The organism is Roseibium algae, assembly GCF_037783265.1.
Taxonomy (GTDB): Bacteria; Pseudomonadota; Alphaproteobacteria; order Rhizobiales; family Stappiaceae; genus Roseibium; species Roseibium algae.
The window spans coordinates 482,902-499,773 of the sequence record NZ_JBAKIA010000004.1 but is presented as its reverse complement, the minus strand read 5'-3'; the positions used below and the strand labels follow the sequence as shown (position 1 = coordinate 499,773).

Below are 16,872 nucleotides of genomic sequence, written 5' to 3'. Positions count from 1 at the left end.
GCATCGTTATATGCAACCCGTCTGCAAGCCAGGCGCTGAAACACACACTTCTTGCGGAAGAATTAAAACTCGAATGCAAACGGCTTTAAAGCTAGAAAGCTCTATACATGCAAAAAGCCCGGCGTTACCGCCGGGCTTTTCTTCAAACCATCAGATGAAGGATTGACTTAGAATGTGCGCTGTACACGTACACCGAAGGAGATGTTGTCCTGATCAGCAGAACCCGTTGTATCTGTGTTAGCGTAACCAAGGTCAGCACCAATCGCGAGACCGGAAACTGGTGCCCACTGTACGGAACCATCGATTGCATAACGAGTTACGTCTGTTGCGCCAACAAGATCAAGGTCCATGTAGGAACCATCGAGAGCCAGACCGATTGTCGAAGTTGCCTGATGATACAGACCACCGGAAAGGGAATAACCAGAAGATGTTGTGCTGCTTACAGTGCTGAAGTCTTTGTAAGCACCAGCGCCGATGTAAGAAAGTGCGCCATCAGCATACTGTGCCTGGAACACGATGTTGGAACCGGAAGCAAGCATCGGAAGATCGATGGTAACACCACCACCAATTGCCCAACCAACATTTCCGTCTACGCCAGCTGTTGAAGGACGAGCATCATGCAATGCACCCATGATCTGTGCGTTACCCCAACCCTGATCAACGCGCAGGTTTGCAACGAGATCTGGGTAGCGTGTACCGGCGTAATCAGCAGAAACGCTTTCACGGATACTGCCATCTTCGATCGAAATCGTAGCAGAGAAGCCGTTACCGAATGCAGCTGTGTAGGCTGCTACGTTCGATGTTGTGTCGGACCAGTTACGACCAACAACACCGACGAATGCCTGACCAGTGAAGTAATCGAAGAACGATGTTGCATGACCGAATGTCAGGCCGCCCCACTGAACGTAGGCTTTGCCGAGAGAGAAGCCTTCGCTATTGCTTGTTGAGTTTGTGCCGTAGATTTCTGTGTAAGTACGCAGAAGGCCGAACTCTGTGTTCGTGCGGCTGTCGAGGTAGAGGTAACCACGTGCAAGGAAGGAGTAACCATCTTCAGCACGGTCGCCCCAGTTGCCGTTGTCGCCGAAGTTATTAGCAACATACTGAACACGAACACGGCCGCCAACGCGGAGGCATGTTTCTGTGCCAGGGATGTAGAAGAAGCGCGCGCCGTATGCATCGCAAACGCGTACGTAATCTACTGGCTCCGGAGCAACCGGAAGATCGGCAGCCTGGGCGCCGGTGGCAGCAGCTGCAGCAGTCGCAGCGCCGAGCATAAGGCTCTTAAAGTTCATTTCTGACCTCCAAATACAGTCATGTTGAAGATGACCACCTCACGTGAGGCGCGACGGGTGCCGCATTGTCATCCAAATCCCCGCGAAAATCTCTTGATGCGCCTTGCCCAGGTGTTGGATGTCTGGGAGGCAAATCAGTGCGGCCCGAAAGCCACTCGCAAAGTGAACATACCCATCAGCATTTCTGACGCAACCAGGAAACACTCGCCGGGGACCTTCAAGGCTTTGTTTGAAATGGGGTGTTGCTTGAATGACACAAAATCAGGGTCAGCTTTAAGACTTCGGTAATAGATAGAGCCAAATGAACGCCTAAACGACCGTTCAGAAAAGATCAAAACCGAATCTTATGCGCTTAAAACAGGGACGACCCGGCGGGTTGGAAGCCGCCGGGCCGCATGACTGACTTGAAGATCAGAAGATCGTCACGTCAGAATTTTATCGATTCTGAAGATCAGAATGTACGCTGTACGCGGAAACCAGCCAAGATTTCGTCCTGATCGGCAGATCCATCGACGTCTGTGTTGGCGTAACCAACATCAACACCAAGTGCGAAACCGGAAATTGGAGCCCACTGAACAGAACCGTCAATAGCATAGCGAGTTACATCTGCTTCGGAACCCGCCAGATCGAGGTCCATATAGGTACCGTCGAGAGCAAGGCCGATTGTGTCTGTTGCCTGATGATACAGACCAGCTGCAAGGGAATAACCGGTTGATGTGTTGCCGTTGTCTGCATAGTCGGAATAATCAGTCGTTCCGAGGTATGCCAGAGCACCGTCAACATAAGTCGCCTGGAAAGCAACGTTGGAGCCGGAAGCAAGCATTGGCAGATCAATCGTTACACCGCCACCGATTGCAAAACCAACGGAGCCGTCAACCGCAGCTTCTTTAGGGCGAACATCATGCAGAGCAGCCATCACCTGGGCATTACCCCAAGCCTGATCTACGCGCAGGTTTGCAACGAGATCGGGATAGCGTGTGCCAGCGTAGTCACCAGACTCGCGGAAAGTCGCATCTTCTACAGAGACAGTGGCCGAGAAGCCGTTACCGAACGCAGCTGTATAAGCAGCGAGGTTTACCGTCGTATCAGACCAGTTACGATCAACTACGCCGATGAAAGTCTGACCAGTGAAGTAATCGAAGAACGATGTTGCATGACCGAATGTCAGGCCGCCCCACTGAACGTAGGCTTTGCCGAGAGAGAAAGCCTCAGAGTCTTTGCTTGTCTGGTTTGTGCCGTAGATCTCTGTGTATGTGCGCAGAAGACCAAATTCGGTGTTCGTGCGGCTGTCGAGATACAGGTAGCCACGCGCGAAGAAATCATAACCATTGTCTTCACGTTTACTCCAGTTGCCATTGTCAGCGAAGTTGTTGGCAACATACTGAACACGAACACGGCCACCAACGCGGAGGCATGTTTCTGTGCCAGGGATATAGAAGAAGCGCGCGCCGTATGCATCGCAAACGCGTACGTAATCTACTGGCTCCGGAGCAACCGGAAGATCGGCAGCCTGGGCGCCGGTGGCAGCAGCTGCAGCAGTCGCAGCGCCGAGCATAAGGCTCTTAAGGTTCATTATGAACTCCTGAATATTTTAGGTAACACCGCCCACCACGCATGGAGAGGGCACTCATTCGCATCGCCAAAAAACTTGGGTTTTCGATAACCGTTCGTTGTTTTACAGACCCGGCTTGTCTACAAGCACGAGCAGAAAAAGCAGATACGCCCTACTCATTCAAGGCTCAAACGCTCAATAAGTGAACTAAACAGTGTAGTGTGACATTTTTGCAAGTCATTGTTTTATAGTATTAATTAAAATCCACCCCTCAAAAAATCCCTTCAATATTATCAACATGCACCCTCAACCTATGCATCAAGCTCGCAAGCCAATAAAACAAAAGTCTACTTTGACATTTGCACTATAAAAACAGTCGAAATTACACTAGTTAGTTTACATTCTAATTATAAAAATTATTCTACTCACCAGCTTACATTCAGAAAAAAGAAATTAATCTTCCCGCGAAAAATAATACATTGGGCCATAGTCCATGGAGTGCCAATTTATAATTTCCACGGCGGCTTCCTCAAAAACCCAAGGGTTGGACAAGTCGTCACTCACAGAGAGACCGCCAAGCTCTCAGTGCTGCATGAACACCTGTGAAAGCTTGGATTTTAGTCGAAAAAGCTTATTTCAGGAGATTTAGCTCAAACAAATCAGCTCTAGCGCAGGAAAAGTTCGACGCTTTGGGATTCGCCAACCGAATCAACCACGGTCACCTGCGCCATGCCAGGTCCGTCGGGTTGCCAATGGAGCTGCATGGCAAATGTACTGCTCTGCTCCGGTGTACCGTTGACGAACCAGGAATAGGGCCTTTGTCCGCCTTGAAGTTTGACCACTAGCGGCTGCAATGCGCCCTCTTCTGAAAACCCGAGTTCAACAATGCCATCTTGCGGCGGATAAATGATCGACAAGGGCATCTGGCCGTTTTCACCGCCGCCATCAGACACGCGCGCGGCCCGAAGCGGCAAGGGCAACTCCGCTCCGGAAACCTTCAAGGTGCCCTTTGGGCTTGATGGCAATGGATCGGGAGCCTGTTTCAGACGTTGGAAAGCTTCAAACAGAATCGGAACCGCAGTTTTGGTACCCGTCATTCCGGGAACCGGCGTTCCATCGGCCCGGCCTGTCCAGACACCAATAACATGGCGACCGTCAAAGCCGATCGCCCAAGCATCGCGATAGCCATAGGCCGTTCCGGTTTTATAAGCGATATGGGCCGTACCAGCCGATTGCGGCTGCGGCAGTCCAGATAGAATGTCACTGACATGCCAGGCTGCGATTTCATCGAGAACCTTTGAGCTAGAACGCAAGCCAACGCTTTTGCCCATAGATAGGTCACTGCGAAGCTCTCCATCCGGCCCTTTTATATAAAGATGAACCGCCCTCCCCTGATTGGCGAGGCCTGCATAAAGCTGTGTCAGATCGAGCAGACTGAGGCCTAGACCTCCCAAGCCGATGGCAAGGCCAGCTGCCTGATGCCCCGAAAAAACAGGCCTCCCCCCGGATCGCTTCAGCCGCGCAACGAGTTTGGCTGGACCCACAGCTTCCAGCAGCTGGATCGCTGGTGTGTTCAAAGACAGTTGCAATGCATCACGAACGCTGACCCGCCCCTGATAGGCACGATCAAAGTTCGTTGGCTTGTAGCCACCGATATCTATCGGCCGGTCATCAATGAAGCTTTCCGGATGCGCGATACCCTGCTCAAACGCCAGACCATAAATCAGCGGCTTTAACGTCGAGCCGGGAGAGCGCGTCGCCTTGGTCATGTCGAGATGACCGAATCGCGCCTCGTCCATCAGCCCGGTAGATCCGACAGACGCCAGAATTTCACCGCTCTGATGATCAGCCACAATGATAGCTGCGGAAGCTCGAAGTCCGATCGCCGGAGTTCGTTCACGCACCAACTGCTCAAGAGCCGCCTGAAGATCATGGTCAAGCGTGAGCGAATGGATCGACTGATCGGCATCGTCAGTCACCGCCTGCCGCGCCGCATGAGCGGCCAGAAACGGCATATCTCGCCTGATTTCCGGTATTTTCTCCAACCGCGCGCCCCGCGCATCGTCTTCGCTCAGAACCCCGGCGCTCACAGCGCGGGCCAAAACACGGTTGCGTGCGCGCTCCGCCGACGCCGGATGTCTATCCGGGCGTCGCGATTCAGGCGATTGTGGCAAAGCGACAAGCAGCGCGACCTCCGCGGGCGTCAGTCGCTTGGGCTCCTTGCCAAACCAGACAAGGCTTGCGGCGCGAATGCCTTCCAGATTGCCGCCGAAGGGCGCGCGCAAGGCATATAGAGTCAGGATCTCGTCTTTGGTCAGATCCTCTTCAAGGCGAAACGCTTCCAGTATCTGCTGATATTTGGCTGAAAGACTGCGCGTTGGTCGCTCTTCCAGAAGCCTTGCGACCTGCATGGTCAGAGTTGATCCTCCCGAGACGATCTGCCCGGAGGACAGCATCTGCAAGGATGCACGGGCCATCGCCGACCAATCGACACCACTGTGTGTCTTAAATCGCTTGTCCTCATAGGCCAGCAGCATTTGCAGATAGAGCGGATCGATGTCCCCCAGCTTGACCGGCAAGCGCCATTTGTCATCCGCGCTGGTGAAGGCCCTGAGCAACTGGCCATGCCGATCAAGCACGACGTGGGACAGGGAAAGAGCCTCAGGACGCTCCGCCCGAGGTAAATTCGCATAGTCCGACCAGACGGTAATGCCGCCAACGGCAGCAACAATCATAAAGCCCATCACCCCGGCGAAAGCAAACGGCAGGATCCCCTTAGCGGAGAACCGCATGAATGAGAAACGTCCTTTCGCCGAGGTTGCCAAGATAACGGCCTAGCGAACCGGACCGAGCACGCTGACCCGGCTTGTGGCTGTGATCGCCCGCCGCTCAGGACGATAGGCATCTTCGACAGATGCTGGTGGATGGGCATAATCACCAGGCGTTGCCGCACGCGCCAGATAGACGAAAGTCAACTCGGAGCCGCCGCTGCGCGATTGATCGACTGACACTTCAAACCGATCTGAATGAAACTGAACAAAATCAGTCTGATCGACCGTCTTCAACCATTTCAAGCCGCCAAGATCTCCCGAGCGGACAAGCCGAGGATTGTCGATGGCAAAGCCTGCCGGAAGGCGGTCGACCACTATCAACCGACCGGTTGTGTCGCTCAGCGTCCGAACCGTGACAACGACAGCAACCCGTGTATTCACGGGGATGGCCTGCGGAACCAACAGATTGCCATCAAGATCAAACATCTGCCGCTCAATGGCATAATCTGTTCCGCCAGCAGGCTCAGGCTGAATGGGTTGACCGATCACGGACACCAGAAGCTCTGTGTTCTCAGCGCTGCGATTCTCAACACGCGCCATTTCCCGCTCCAGGTCGCCGCCATCAAACGCCCATACCAGTCGTCCCGGTATTTCCTCACCATTGACGACAATGCGGGATGTTCTGGCCTGCTCGTTCAACTCACGCGCTGCCATGAGCAGCCATGCCATATCCTGCGTGGAATAATGAGTTCGGCTGTCCTGTGCGGTCCGGACAAAATCACTCGCCTCAGTTTCCAGCTGATTGCTGCCACCAGAAGCTGACACATAGGACAAGACGCCTGCGCCGTCGCGTAACGATGAACCGTAGTCCGCCCGATACCCGCTAGCAGAACTTGCGGTCTGCCTATTGCCCAGCGCAAGGACGGCCGCCCGGAAGCCTTCTTCTGCGCGTTCGGTCTCTCCGTAAAGAGCCAAGCTTGCCGCAAGTTGCGCTTTTGCAAGTGGCGTCGAAAAGGCGTTCAGCTTGGCATCAAGATAATACCTCAGGTCTCCCATGGAGGCGCGACCATTGCGCGCCAGGACATAGAGACCGTAGGCGATCTCTTCGCCGCCCTCAGTGAAATCAGACACATAGGCCAGACGATTCTCAAGATTGCTCAGGGCCATATCGAAAGCACGATCCGGCACGACATAGCCTTCCTCGCGGGCGCGGGTCAGGAAATCAGCCACATAGGCATCGAGCCACGGGTCAAAACTGCTGTAACTGTTCCAGAGACCGAAAGACCCGTCCGCCGATTGATTGGCCAGAATGCCTCTGATTGCTTTCACTACCCGATCGCGAATCGCAGGATCATCGCCAAGACCGGCAGCACGTGCGACCTGGTTGAGATAAAGCAGCGGCAATGCCCTGCTGGTGGTCTGCTCCGTGCATCCGAACGGATAGCGGTCGAGCTCATCCAGCAGTCCGGCAACATCAATCCGCGCAGCGCCGCCTGCTGTCACCGTGACAGACACGGTCTCGGCACGAAGTCCGGCGAAACTGTTCGTATCAAGGGTCAGGCTTTCACCTGTTCCAAGAGCAAAAGACGACCGGCGCACGGCATTGGGCTGGGTATCACGGACATCCAGCGACATCTGTTTGACAACTTCAGTGCCATCAGGCGCAGTCAGAGCGGCATAGATCCGGCCTTTTCCGGTGCGGTTCATCGCTTGCAACGGGACAAGAACGTCAGCCTTCTGGCCCAGCTCCAGCGTAATCTGCTGTGTCTGAACGCGACCAAACAAGTCCAACGGCCCTTCCGAAGAGATCGTCAGATCATACAGGCCGGCAGGCCCTTCGACATTGTCGATATCCAGCCTCAAACGAGATGCGTCGCCTGGAGCCAGGAAACCGGGAAGACTTGCGCTCAAGACCATCGGCGCACGGACTTCAACATCCTGTGTGCCGTGCCCAACGCCTTCTTGGGTCCACGCAACCGCCATCAGCCGAAGCGTGCCATTGAACTCAGGCACCTCGAAGTCGACAACGGCCTTGCCCTCATCATCCAGCTTCACCAACCCTGAGAACAGCGCGACTGGCTCCTCGTCGGGCGGCGGCGCATTCAAACGCATGGCCATGGCATCACCGCCAGAGCGGATACGGCCCCGTGTTCCGGCTGTCCGGTCAATGAGCTGGCCATAAAGATCTCTCATTTCCGCGCCCAGCCGACGCTGACCAAAGTACCAATCCTCTGGCGCAGGCGTCTTGAAGCCGGTCAGATTGAGAATGCCGAGGTCTACAGCTGCCAAGGTGACATAGGCACCTTCTCCAGATTGCAGGCCTGCAATGGCGATTGGAACACTCAGTGTCGTGGAAGGCCGAAGGGGCGTTGGCGCGGACAGGTCAACATCCAGCTTGCGCTTACCCGGATCAACTTGAAGCCAGGACAGACCAATGGAGCGTGATGGCATCCGGTTGTTGGCCAGATCCATTGGGCGGAACAAGCTGGCGGTCACATAAGCCCCTGCCCCCCACTCTCCGGTCACAGGCAAGGAAATTTCTGCTTGCCCACCAACAACTTCCAAAGTTTGCGTGCTGACAAGCCCGCCGGAAACGACATTCACAACGGCAATGCCGTCAGCCTGTGATATCAGGCGCAGAACTGCCGTGTCCCCAGGGCGGTAGCTTTTCTTGTCCAGGCCAACATCCAGATAATCCGGTGTTTCCGAGGTTGCGTCTGCCATGTACCAACCGGCAGAGAACTCGAGGCTGGTCGCCGTTGCGCCGGGGCCACTTGACTGAATTTCAAGACGGTATCTGCCCCAGTCAACCGGCACGGAAAGGCTGCCTGGTTGATCGGCTGAGAAATTCAGCTCACCATTGGACACACGTTTGGTCGTCGTGATCGGCTCATAACGCCATGTTCCGTCAGCGCGGTACCATTGATAGCGCCGATCGATCTTGGACAAGGTCCAAGACAGACCGTCCGCAGATTGAAGCGAACCGTCAGCTCCCAGCAAAATCACATTGAATTCAGCCGGACCGCCCTCATCGACGCCACTGTCAAACAGAGGTTTGATGCCGATTTTCTCGCGATCCACGGCAACAGGGAGTTTCAGGCGGCGTTCGACATAGCGACCACCTGCTTCCACCAACCGGGCAACGAGTTCGCCCTTATGAAGGCCGGTGGTGCTGGCGATCTCGGGCAACGAGACCTGAAACGACATTTTGCCGCTAGAATCGGTCTTTAGCCCGGACGGCAACGCTTCGCGGGTCGGATAGGAACTGTCACTGAGCAATCCGAATTCATAGCCGGGCTGTCCTACCAGTTTACGAGCCAGGGTGACAATGATGTCGCCCTCAAGCGACTGGCCGCTGGCGGGTGAGCCATAGAGATATCGTGCTGTTAGGGAAACATCCGTCGCGACATCCCGCTCAAAAACTGTTGCTGCGGTATCGAGGCTGAAATCCACCCGTTCCGGCTGATAGTCCTCAACCAGGAATGTCGATTGGGACAGGGCATCGCCTTTTGGATCGATGAAGACCTGCCAGGACCAAACACCCTGCTGCGCGCCCTGATCAAGGTCAAAATCATGCAGATGACCGCCAAGCCCGCCGTCCTGAACCAGCACACGGGATTGCTCAACACCATCGGGACGTTCCAGAATGAAGGTCAGCGGCAGGCCTTCCTGCGCAACGGCCTTTGCCGTGCGGATCAGAGCCTGCGCGTGGACAGTTTCCCCAGCCTTGTAAATTCCGCGATCCGTCCAGGCAAAAACGTCAAGGGGTCCCGGAGCCGGACGCCCTTCGACGCCGCGATCACTCAGATCAAACGCGGGCTTTCTGAGATCCAGAAAGGAATAATCCCCGGCGTCCGTTTCCGCGATGACCAGTCCGGGAGCCATTCCGCCGTGGCCCCGTCCAAGACCGGGCGCGAATTGAGCGAACCCAGCGTCATCGCTGATCGCCTCGCCGAGCACTTCATTGTTGACCGCCAAAAGCTTGAGCGCCACACCGGACAGAGCCTCTGCACTGGTCAGCGAGCGCACATTGACGGCAATACCGCTTGTGCCACTCAGGGCACTCAGACCCAGATCAGATACAATGAACCACTGCGTTGCCAGAGGGCCCCACTGGTTTTTCGTGTCCAGTTTCGATCTGGCCGTCATCGCATAGACGCCAGGCCTGACTTCAAGGCCGATGTCATTCAAGGGAATCGCCGTGACGACATCCTGATTGAGGGTGTTTTCCGTTTCCACGGTTCCTGACCAAACCTTTTCGCCCAGATTATCGGCGATCTCATCGGCCTGATAGGAGCCGAGTTGGCGCAGGAACTTGCCCTCTCGCACGGCGCTCGCAAGCCCACGGTCGCCAATGCGGAAAATCTGTGCCTCAATTTCGGAACTGTTGACCGATACGACCGGAATGGTCGGATCCCCACCAGCTGGCAAGACATAGGCACGGCCCAGAAAATGAACTGCCGGAGCCCGATCCCGGACGTAAACGTTCAAATTTGCAGATTTTTCCAACTTCTCGCCATCTGCGGATGGAAGGCCACTTCGCACTGTCAGCTGATAACGCTCGCCATGAGCAACCCCGTCGACACAGACCTGCGCACTTTCAACCTCAACCGAAGTTGATCCATTTCCGGTCACAATTACATAGGGAGAGACGTCTATTCCCTTTTCCAAGCCCTCGGAAAACACAACGCAAATCTGCGGTGATGCGGCATCAGCAGACACGGTGTTACTGACAATCCGGAAGCCGTGCTCGGCCACCATCTGATCATACCGTCGGCGCAGGTCTGGTGTTTCATCCAACGCAAGCGCTGCGCGCAGAGCCTTGATCGCCGGTTTCCATTGCTGCCTGTTGGCAAGGGAGGTGCCGATGAGATCAAGCGCGCGGGCTCTATCGATTTGACCGGATGAACGCAAATACGCATTGATTGCAGACGATGTCGCATTCTCCTGCTTGGTCTGGCGCTTCTGCCAGTCCTCTGGGTTTTGCATCATCTGTGCCACAGACAGGCGCGCCCAAGCTTCAACATCACCTGGCATCAAGGCAATGAGAGCGCCGAAGTCCGCCTCAGCCAATTCACCCCTCTTATTGGCAATCGCCTGACGCCCATTGCGGCGCAGCTGATCTGCAGTCGAATTGATTGAAGTTGAGCGTTGCTGCAAACGTGCAGCATATGTCTCAGCAGTATCAAGCAGACTGCGATCCAGAAATACGAGTTCTGCCTTGCGGTCGGCCTGTTGGTCTTCGCTCGGAGCCTGAACCGCCACGACTCGTCCGGCAACAGCACCTTGAAAGCTCTGCAGCTGACCAAAGTCAGACTTCAGAAAACACCAGTTGGCAGATGTGTTGAAGGTGAAGGCACGGCAGATATTGTCGGCGAGGCAAACCGATTTACAACCCTCAAGGTCGACGTCTTTAACTGTGCGATAATCGGAGCCAAAGAAATCGGCGTCCTCAATGGTCACGATCCGCTTGTCCTGAGTAGCGCTTTGCGCTTTGACTTGCAGACTCAGCGGCGAGACGGCAAAAAAGCCAGCGAATGCCCCTACAGCTGCTGCTCGCATCGCTCCTGCGATCACCCTCTTTGAAAGAAAACTTGCCAAACCCAATGTACTGCGCCGAAACATCGTGACTTCCCCACCCCATTGGCACTTTCAAACCTGCCGATGGGTAAAGGTACACGTGAACATGTCCATGCAAAGGCAAAAATCCGAAAAAACGCCATACAGGTCGCGTCAGAGGCATCTTTCGACAAAGGAGTTTCTTTCAGACAACCACTGGACCACCTGTAGAGGTTTGGTTTTAATCACCTCGCAAAATTACTAATAAACCAAATTGGGAGATCCGCCATGAAACTCGTACCACTTGGACGTACCGGAACGAAGGTGTCCGAACTCTGCTTTGGCACGATGTCCTTTGGCGGCGATGCCGATGAGGCGACGTCCGCTGCGCTTTATGCCAATTGCCGCGAGGCCGGGATCAACTTTTTCGATTGTGCCGATGTCTATTCAAATGGCGTTTCGGAGGAAATTCTGGGGCGCCTGGTTGCTCATGAGCGCGACGAACTGGTGATCACCTCCAAGGTTCAGGGGAAAATGGGCGACGACGTGAATTCCGGTGGCACCAACCGCCGACATGTGGCGCGGGCGATTGATGCAAGCCTGAGCCGCCTGGGAACAGACCGCCTCGACGTTTATTTCGTCCATCAGTTTGATCATGCAACACCGCTTGAGGAAACCTTGCGCGGCTTGGAAGATGTCGTTCGGGCAGGCAAGGTGCTTTACATTGGTGCCAGCAATTATGCGGCCTGGCAGGTCGCCAAGGCACTTGGCATCAGCCAACGCGAAGGCTGGTCCAAGTTTGATGTACTGCAGCCAATGTATAATCTGGTAAAACGTCAGGCCGAGACCGAAATTCTGCCGCTGGCCCTGTCAGAGGGCCTCGGCGTCATCTCCTATAGCCCAGTGGGCGGTGGGCTTCTTTCCGGAAAATTCCGGCCAGGCGTCAAACCCGACGGAACACGCCTGGCTCAAAACGCCATGTATGCGGCACGCTACGGCGAAGCCTGGGTCTATGATGTTGCCGAGAAGTTCAGCGTCTTCGCAGATAAAATGGGGGTTCACCCCGTGTCTCTCGCCGTTGCCTGGGTTGGCGGGCATAATGGCATCACCGCGCCGATCATCGGCGCTCGCAACACGGACCAATTGGCAGCAGCACTGAAATCCGTCGACATCGACATGAGCGCTGAACTGCGCCACGAGATTGCCGCTCTCTCGCGCACCCCACCTCCAGCCAATGACCGGTTCGAGGAGCAGTAAACTCTACTGTCCGCCGACCTTCAGATAAACCGAATAGCCAGGACGGCCTGTCACTGGCAGGCCGTGATGGGCTTCAGCCTGTTTAATGCCTTTACGGGTGGCCGGGCCAACCTTGCCATCCGGTTCGCCAACGTGGAACCCGGCCTTGTTCAACAGCTTCTGCAAATGAAGCCTTTGCGCGCGGGACAGCCCCGGATCATTGGTTGGCCAGGGCGTTATGAACGGCTTGCCGTCTGATACCAGCTCGGACAGCAAAGCAATCGCCAGACCATAAGACTGAGAGGCGTTGTAGGAGCGTAGCGCATCAAAATTGCGCGTCACCAAAAAGGCTGGACCGCTGCGGCCAGCGGGTAAAATCAAACCGGCCTCAAGCTTGCCGGACAGACGTTTTCCGTCGACATGGGTCAGCCCACGCTTGGACCAAGTGGACAGGGCCGAGCGTTTTTTCCGGCCGGTTGGGCCGTTATAGCCCTTCGGTAATTTGACTTCATAGCCCCAGGGACGTGAATTTCTCCAGCCTGCGTCCTTCAGAAAATTCGCGGTTGAAGCCAAGGCATCGGGGATGGAATTCACCAGATCCTTGTGACCGTCGCCGTCGAAATCCACAGCAAGGCGGGTGTAGGTGGTCGGCATGAACTGGGTCTGGCCGAAAGCACCGGCCCAGGAGCCTTGAAAAGACTTGATCGGCACATCGCCGCGCGAGGCAATTTGCAAGGTTTTGATCAGCTCACCACGAAAATACTTCGTTCTGCGCCCGCCTGCACAGACGAGATTCGCCAAGGCATGAGGCGTATAAAAATCGCCCCGGAATTGTCCGTAATCGCTCTCAATGCCCCAGACTGCCAGAACCACATGCCGGTCTACGCCATAGCGTTTTTCGACTGAGGACAATGTGGATTTGTGCTTCTTCAACAGCGCCTTGCCGTCCTTGATCCGCTGGGCGTCGACCAGAAACGCCATATAGTCCCAGATCTGCGTCTTGTATTCCGGCTGAGAGGTCGAGAACCGAATGACCTTCTCGTCGTATTTTACGCCGGACAGCATCTGGTTGGCCACTTCGGAGCGCACGCCTGCTTTTATCGCCTGAGCCTTCAGACCCGACACGCAACTCTCTAGGGACGCGGCCTCGGCATGAGACATGGCGGCAAAAAGAGCAGCCAAGACGATACCGGAAAGCGTGAAGCGATAGAAGTTTGCGAACAGCAGCATGTATAGCCTCAAAGAATCATCAGTCGAAATTTAAGGATGCCCGATGGAATTGCAAAGAATGAGGCAAAACTGACGCAAAGAGAACCTTGTCCCTGCTTTTCTTGCAATCAGGCATAGGTAAATTGTATCTTGAACTGTACAAACCGCCTATCGGCCCTGCTGCTTGGTGAACTCTCGTGTGCCGCACTATGACCTCACAATATGCCACAAGCAGCAATTTCGACATTCGTGTCAATTTCGCCAAGAAGTACAGCACCAAGAACTGGCTGGGCTGGTTGGCGGAACGACTGCCGATCACATCCTCGGACAAAGTCCTCGATGTGGGATGCGGGACCGGAAACATCTGGTTGGTGTTGTCACACCATGAGAAATATCCCGGCACCCTCACCCTTTACGACAAATCCCCCGCGATGCTGTCGAAAAGCACTGAAGTGCTGAAGTTCATGCAAGCCAAAAGCGCACTTACCAGCCTGGTTGGCGATGCGGAGGATTTACCGTTCGAGGACAACAGCTTCGACACGGTGCTCGCATTGCACATGCTTTATCACGTTAAGGACCAGCCCAAAGCCGTTGCCGAATTTGCCCGTGTGTTGCGACCAAACGGCAAGCTCTACCTAACCAGCAACACCACCCGCAACATGAAGCCGATTTTCGAGACCGCCTATCAGGCCTTCGGCCAATCCGGTGTCCGTGTCGATCCGGGTGCACACGCTTTCGATCCTGATACTGCCAAGACGTTGCTATCGCCTCATTTCCAAACCGTCGACAAAGAGCTTTTTGTCGATGTCTACCGGGTTTCCAGCCAGGAGGACGTCGTCAATTTCCTCGGATCCATGACAGAGGTCTGGTCTCCGACGGACACGCAAATCCGCTCTGTACCAAGTCATGTCTCCCAGACATTCAAGAATACCAACGGCACTCTCGAACTGGATCACGAATGCGCCATGATCACGGCAACTCTCGGCGATTAAACTCTTAGCCCTCGATCAGCTTGCGGCGCAGCCAGCTGGATGCCTGATCCATTGCAATGACCACGATGATGGTCAGGAAAATGATGTAGGTGGTGTTTTCCCAATCGCGGGAGGTCCGCATGGTTTCCACCAGCATCAAGCCAATGCCGCCAGCACCAAGAGCACCGATGACGGTTGCTGAGCGGGTGTTGGATTCCAGATAATACAGCACCTGGGACACGAAGACCGGCAAGATCTGTGGGATCACGCCGAAGCGATAGCGCTGCAACTGGTTGGCACCTGTCGCCCGGATGCCTTCAACTTGTCGATTATCAATGTTTTCAAGCGCTTCGGAAAATAGCTTGCCAAGCGTTCCGGTGTCCGTGAAGGCGATTGCCAGCGCACCAGTCAAAGGTCCAAGACCGAACGCCCGGATGAAAATCAGCGACCAAATCAGCATGTCGATACCGCGTAGGAAATCGAACACGCGCCGAATGCCAAAGCGTACCAAGAAAGACGGCGTGAAGTTGCGAGCTGCCAGAAAGGCCAGCGGCAAACCGACCAGAGCCGCCGTGAAGGTTCCTAGCACAGCCATCATGATGGTTTCGAACAGAGCCGTGAAAACCTCGCCATGCTGCCAGTCCGTGTTGGACAGAAACTCATGGACAATGAACGAGAGGTTGGACCGGTCCGCTTCAATGCGGTTACTGCTCATGGCAAGGCTGACAAGCTCGCCGAAGGATTTGCCATGCAGCGGTGAATTGAAGGCGAACCAGAAGTTCTCCCATCCGCCGAAATAATTATGCACTTCGATCTTGGTCTTGGTCACCTGGACACGACGATCCAGCGTAGGACGGGCATCGAACTTGCGCGGATCATCCTTGACCCAGTCAGGCACTGGTCCACTTGGTAGAACGGTCTCAACGCCGGTCTTTGTGGCTGTCACCTTGATGATGCCATAATCCGGTACGGTGAAATTCATCGTCTTGCCGACGATCTCGATCAGATAACCATCGCTGAGATCAATGACAGCGTTGTCGCCGTCAATGTCCACCCAGTCAGGTGCCGTTCCCTCGGGAAAGGTTGCGGTTCGCTCGCCCTCAATGGCGACAGACAGACCGCCCCGGCGCATGTCCTTTGTGACATGAACCTTATAGGCGACCGCATCAGTCGCCAGGATCACAGCCCGGTTCGGCTGGGCTCGTTCCAGCAGTGTTGGCACATCAAAGGCAAACCAAGTGTAGGCAAAATAGGCTAGGACAATAAACGGCAAACCGATGGCAAAGGCGGTCCGTTTGCGGATCTGGCCCAGAACGGTAGCGCTGTCGATACTGTGTTGAAGCGTCGCTGTGGTCATGTCAGAGCCCCTCAATGTGCCCGGCCTGCGCCGACAAGCTTGCCGCGCAGATAGGAAGACGTCTGATCGATGATCATGATGGTGACGAACAGTAGAACGAAAATCGCGGCAGTCTCATCACCAGAGCCCTTGCCCCACCCAATCGTCCGGCGGAGCTCAGCGCCAATGCCCCCTGCCCCGACAAAGCCGAGAATGGCGGAGGCGCGCACGTTGATTTCAAAGCGCAGCAGAAAATAGCTGAGGTAATTCGGCGCAACCTGTGGCAGCACGGCATAGCGTATCCGCTGCAACCAGCTGGCTCCGCAGGCAGAGAGACCTTCAATCGGCTTGCGGTCAATGTTGTCGTTGACCTCGGAGAATAGTTTGCCCAGCGCACCGGCTGTATGAAACGCGACTGCGATCATCGCCGGGATCGGGCTAGAGCCGAGGACGAAAATCAGGAACAGGGCGATGATCAGTTCCGGGAACGCCCGCATCATGTCCATCATGCGGCGAACAACCGGGATCAAGGGGCCGTAGCTGTCAACATTACGGGTCGAGGCCATCGCCAGGACGACTGCGAGCGCGCCGCCGATCAGCGTCGCGACACCGGCAATATTCAAGGTTTCCAGCATGAAAGGCAGAAAATGGATGATCAGACCAAAGAAGGCCGGACCAGCATTCCAGGCTTCCGCAACGATCTCGCTGGGATAATCGAAAAACTTGGACAGCCCTTGCGTGAAGCCACCGGAATTCATCGCGTTGGACTTTGAATAACCGGAAGCGAGGACGGCGACGAGCAGCAAAATTCCGATCATGGAATACAACTGACGCCGTTTGCGCATCGACAGGATTTCCTGTTCAAGAGCTGCAACGGCCATTTCGAAGTACCTTTGTAAGCGTTTGTTAAAAGCGTTGGGATCGAAGCGCAGTACTTAAAGTCAAG

Annotated in this window: 9 protein-coding genes; 2 read left to right on the top strand and 7 right to left on the bottom strand. The window is 55.1% G+C overall.

The annotated features are described in order from the left end of the window. Positions 1–167: 167 nt before the first annotated feature. From V6575_RS08665 to V6575_RS08650, 4 genes are all read right to left on the bottom strand, one after another. Complete coding sequence (locus V6575_RS08665) at positions 168–1,292, bottom strand: porin (protein WP_340273870.1); 1,125 nt, start codon at positions 1,290–1,292, stop codon at positions 168–170. A gap of 451 nt (positions 1,293–1,743) precedes the next feature. Beyond that, on the bottom strand, positions 1,744–2,865 hold the full coding sequence (locus V6575_RS08660; protein WP_340273869.1) for a porin: 1,122 nt from the start codon (positions 2,863–2,865) through the stop codon (positions 1,744–1,746). A 644-nt stretch (positions 2,866–3,509) separates the two neighbouring features. Beyond that, positions 3,510–5,636 (bottom strand): penicillin-binding protein 1C, encoded by a 2,127-nt coding sequence (gene pbpC, locus V6575_RS08655; RefSeq protein WP_340273868.1) that lies wholly within the window; start codon positions 5,634–5,636, stop codon positions 3,510–3,512. Between the two features lie 42 nt (positions 5,637–5,678). Continuing rightward, positions 5,679–11,240 carry an MG2 domain-containing protein gene (locus tag V6575_RS08650; protein ID WP_340273867.1) on the bottom strand — a complete coding sequence of 1,854 codons (5,562 nt, stop codon included), beginning with the start codon at positions 11,238–11,240 and terminating at the stop codon, positions 5,679–5,681. Positions 11,241–11,462: 222 nt separating this feature from the next. On the opposite strand from V6575_RS08650, the gene V6575_RS08645 reads away from it, so the two are divergent. Further along, complete coding sequence (locus V6575_RS08645; RefSeq protein WP_340273866.1) at positions 11,463–12,431, top strand: aldo/keto reductase; 969 nt, start codon at positions 11,463–11,465, stop codon at positions 12,429–12,431. Between the two features lie 3 nt (positions 12,432–12,434). Here the strand turns inward: V6575_RS08645 and V6575_RS08640 are convergent, their stop codons facing one another. Further along, positions 12,435–13,640 (bottom strand): lytic murein transglycosylase, encoded by a 1,206-nt coding sequence (locus V6575_RS08640; RefSeq protein ID WP_340273865.1) that lies wholly within the window; start codon positions 13,638–13,640, stop codon positions 12,435–12,437. Between the two features lie 188 nt (positions 13,641–13,828). On the opposite strand from V6575_RS08640, the gene V6575_RS08635 reads away from it, so the two are divergent. Further along, positions 13,829–14,611, top strand: a complete 783-nt coding sequence (locus tag V6575_RS08635; RefSeq protein ID WP_340273864.1) for a class I SAM-dependent methyltransferase — start codon at positions 13,829–13,831, stop codon at positions 14,609–14,611. Between the two features lie 4 nt (positions 14,612–14,615). On the opposite strand, the gene phnE (V6575_RS08630) is transcribed toward V6575_RS08635, so the two are convergent. Both phnE (V6575_RS08630) and phnE (V6575_RS08625) read right to left on the bottom strand, forming a co-directional pair. After that, positions 14,616–15,947, bottom strand: coding sequence for a phosphonate ABC transporter, permease protein PhnE (phnE, locus tag V6575_RS08630; RefSeq protein ID WP_340273863.1), 1,332 nt, complete (start codon positions 15,945–15,947; stop codon positions 14,616–14,618). Positions 15,948–15,958: 11 nt separating this feature from the next. Next, positions 15,959–16,807, bottom strand: a complete 849-nt coding sequence (phnE, locus tag V6575_RS08625) for a phosphonate ABC transporter, permease protein PhnE (RefSeq protein WP_340273862.1) — start codon at positions 16,805–16,807, stop codon at positions 15,959–15,961. Positions 16,808–16,872: the final 65 nt, after the last annotated feature.

Coding starts and splice junctions, on each gene's coding strand:
- phnE (WP_340273862.1), bottom strand. CDS start 16,807: ATGGCCGTTGCAGCTCTTGAACAGGAAATCCTGTCGATGCGCAAACGG.
- V6575_RS08640 (WP_340273865.1), bottom strand. CDS start 13,640: ATGCTGCTGTTCGCAAACTTCTATCGCTTCACGCTTTCCGGTATCGTC.
- V6575_RS08665 (WP_340273870.1), bottom strand. CDS start 1,292: ATGAACTTTAAGAGCCTTATGCTCGGCGCTGCGACTGCTGCAGCTGCT.
- pbpC (WP_340273868.1), bottom strand. CDS start 5,636: ATGCGGTTCTCCGCTAAGGGGATCCTGCCGTTTGCTTTCGCCGGGGTG.
- V6575_RS08660 (WP_340273869.1), bottom strand. CDS start 2,865: ATGAACCTTAAGAGCCTTATGCTCGGCGCTGCGACTGCTGCAGCTGCT.
- phnE (WP_340273863.1), bottom strand. CDS start 15,947: ATGACCACAGCGACGCTTCAACACAGTATCGACAGCGCTACCGTTCTG.
- V6575_RS08650 (WP_340273867.1), bottom strand. CDS start 11,240: ATGTTTCGGCGCAGTACATTGGGTTTGGCAAGTTTTCTTTCAAAGAGG.
- V6575_RS08645 (WP_340273866.1), top strand. CDS start 11,463: ATGAAACTCGTACCACTTGGACGTACCGGAACGAAGGTGTCCGAACTC.
- V6575_RS08635 (WP_340273864.1), top strand. CDS start 13,829: ATGACCTCACAATATGCCACAAGCAGCAATTTCGACATTCGTGTCAAT.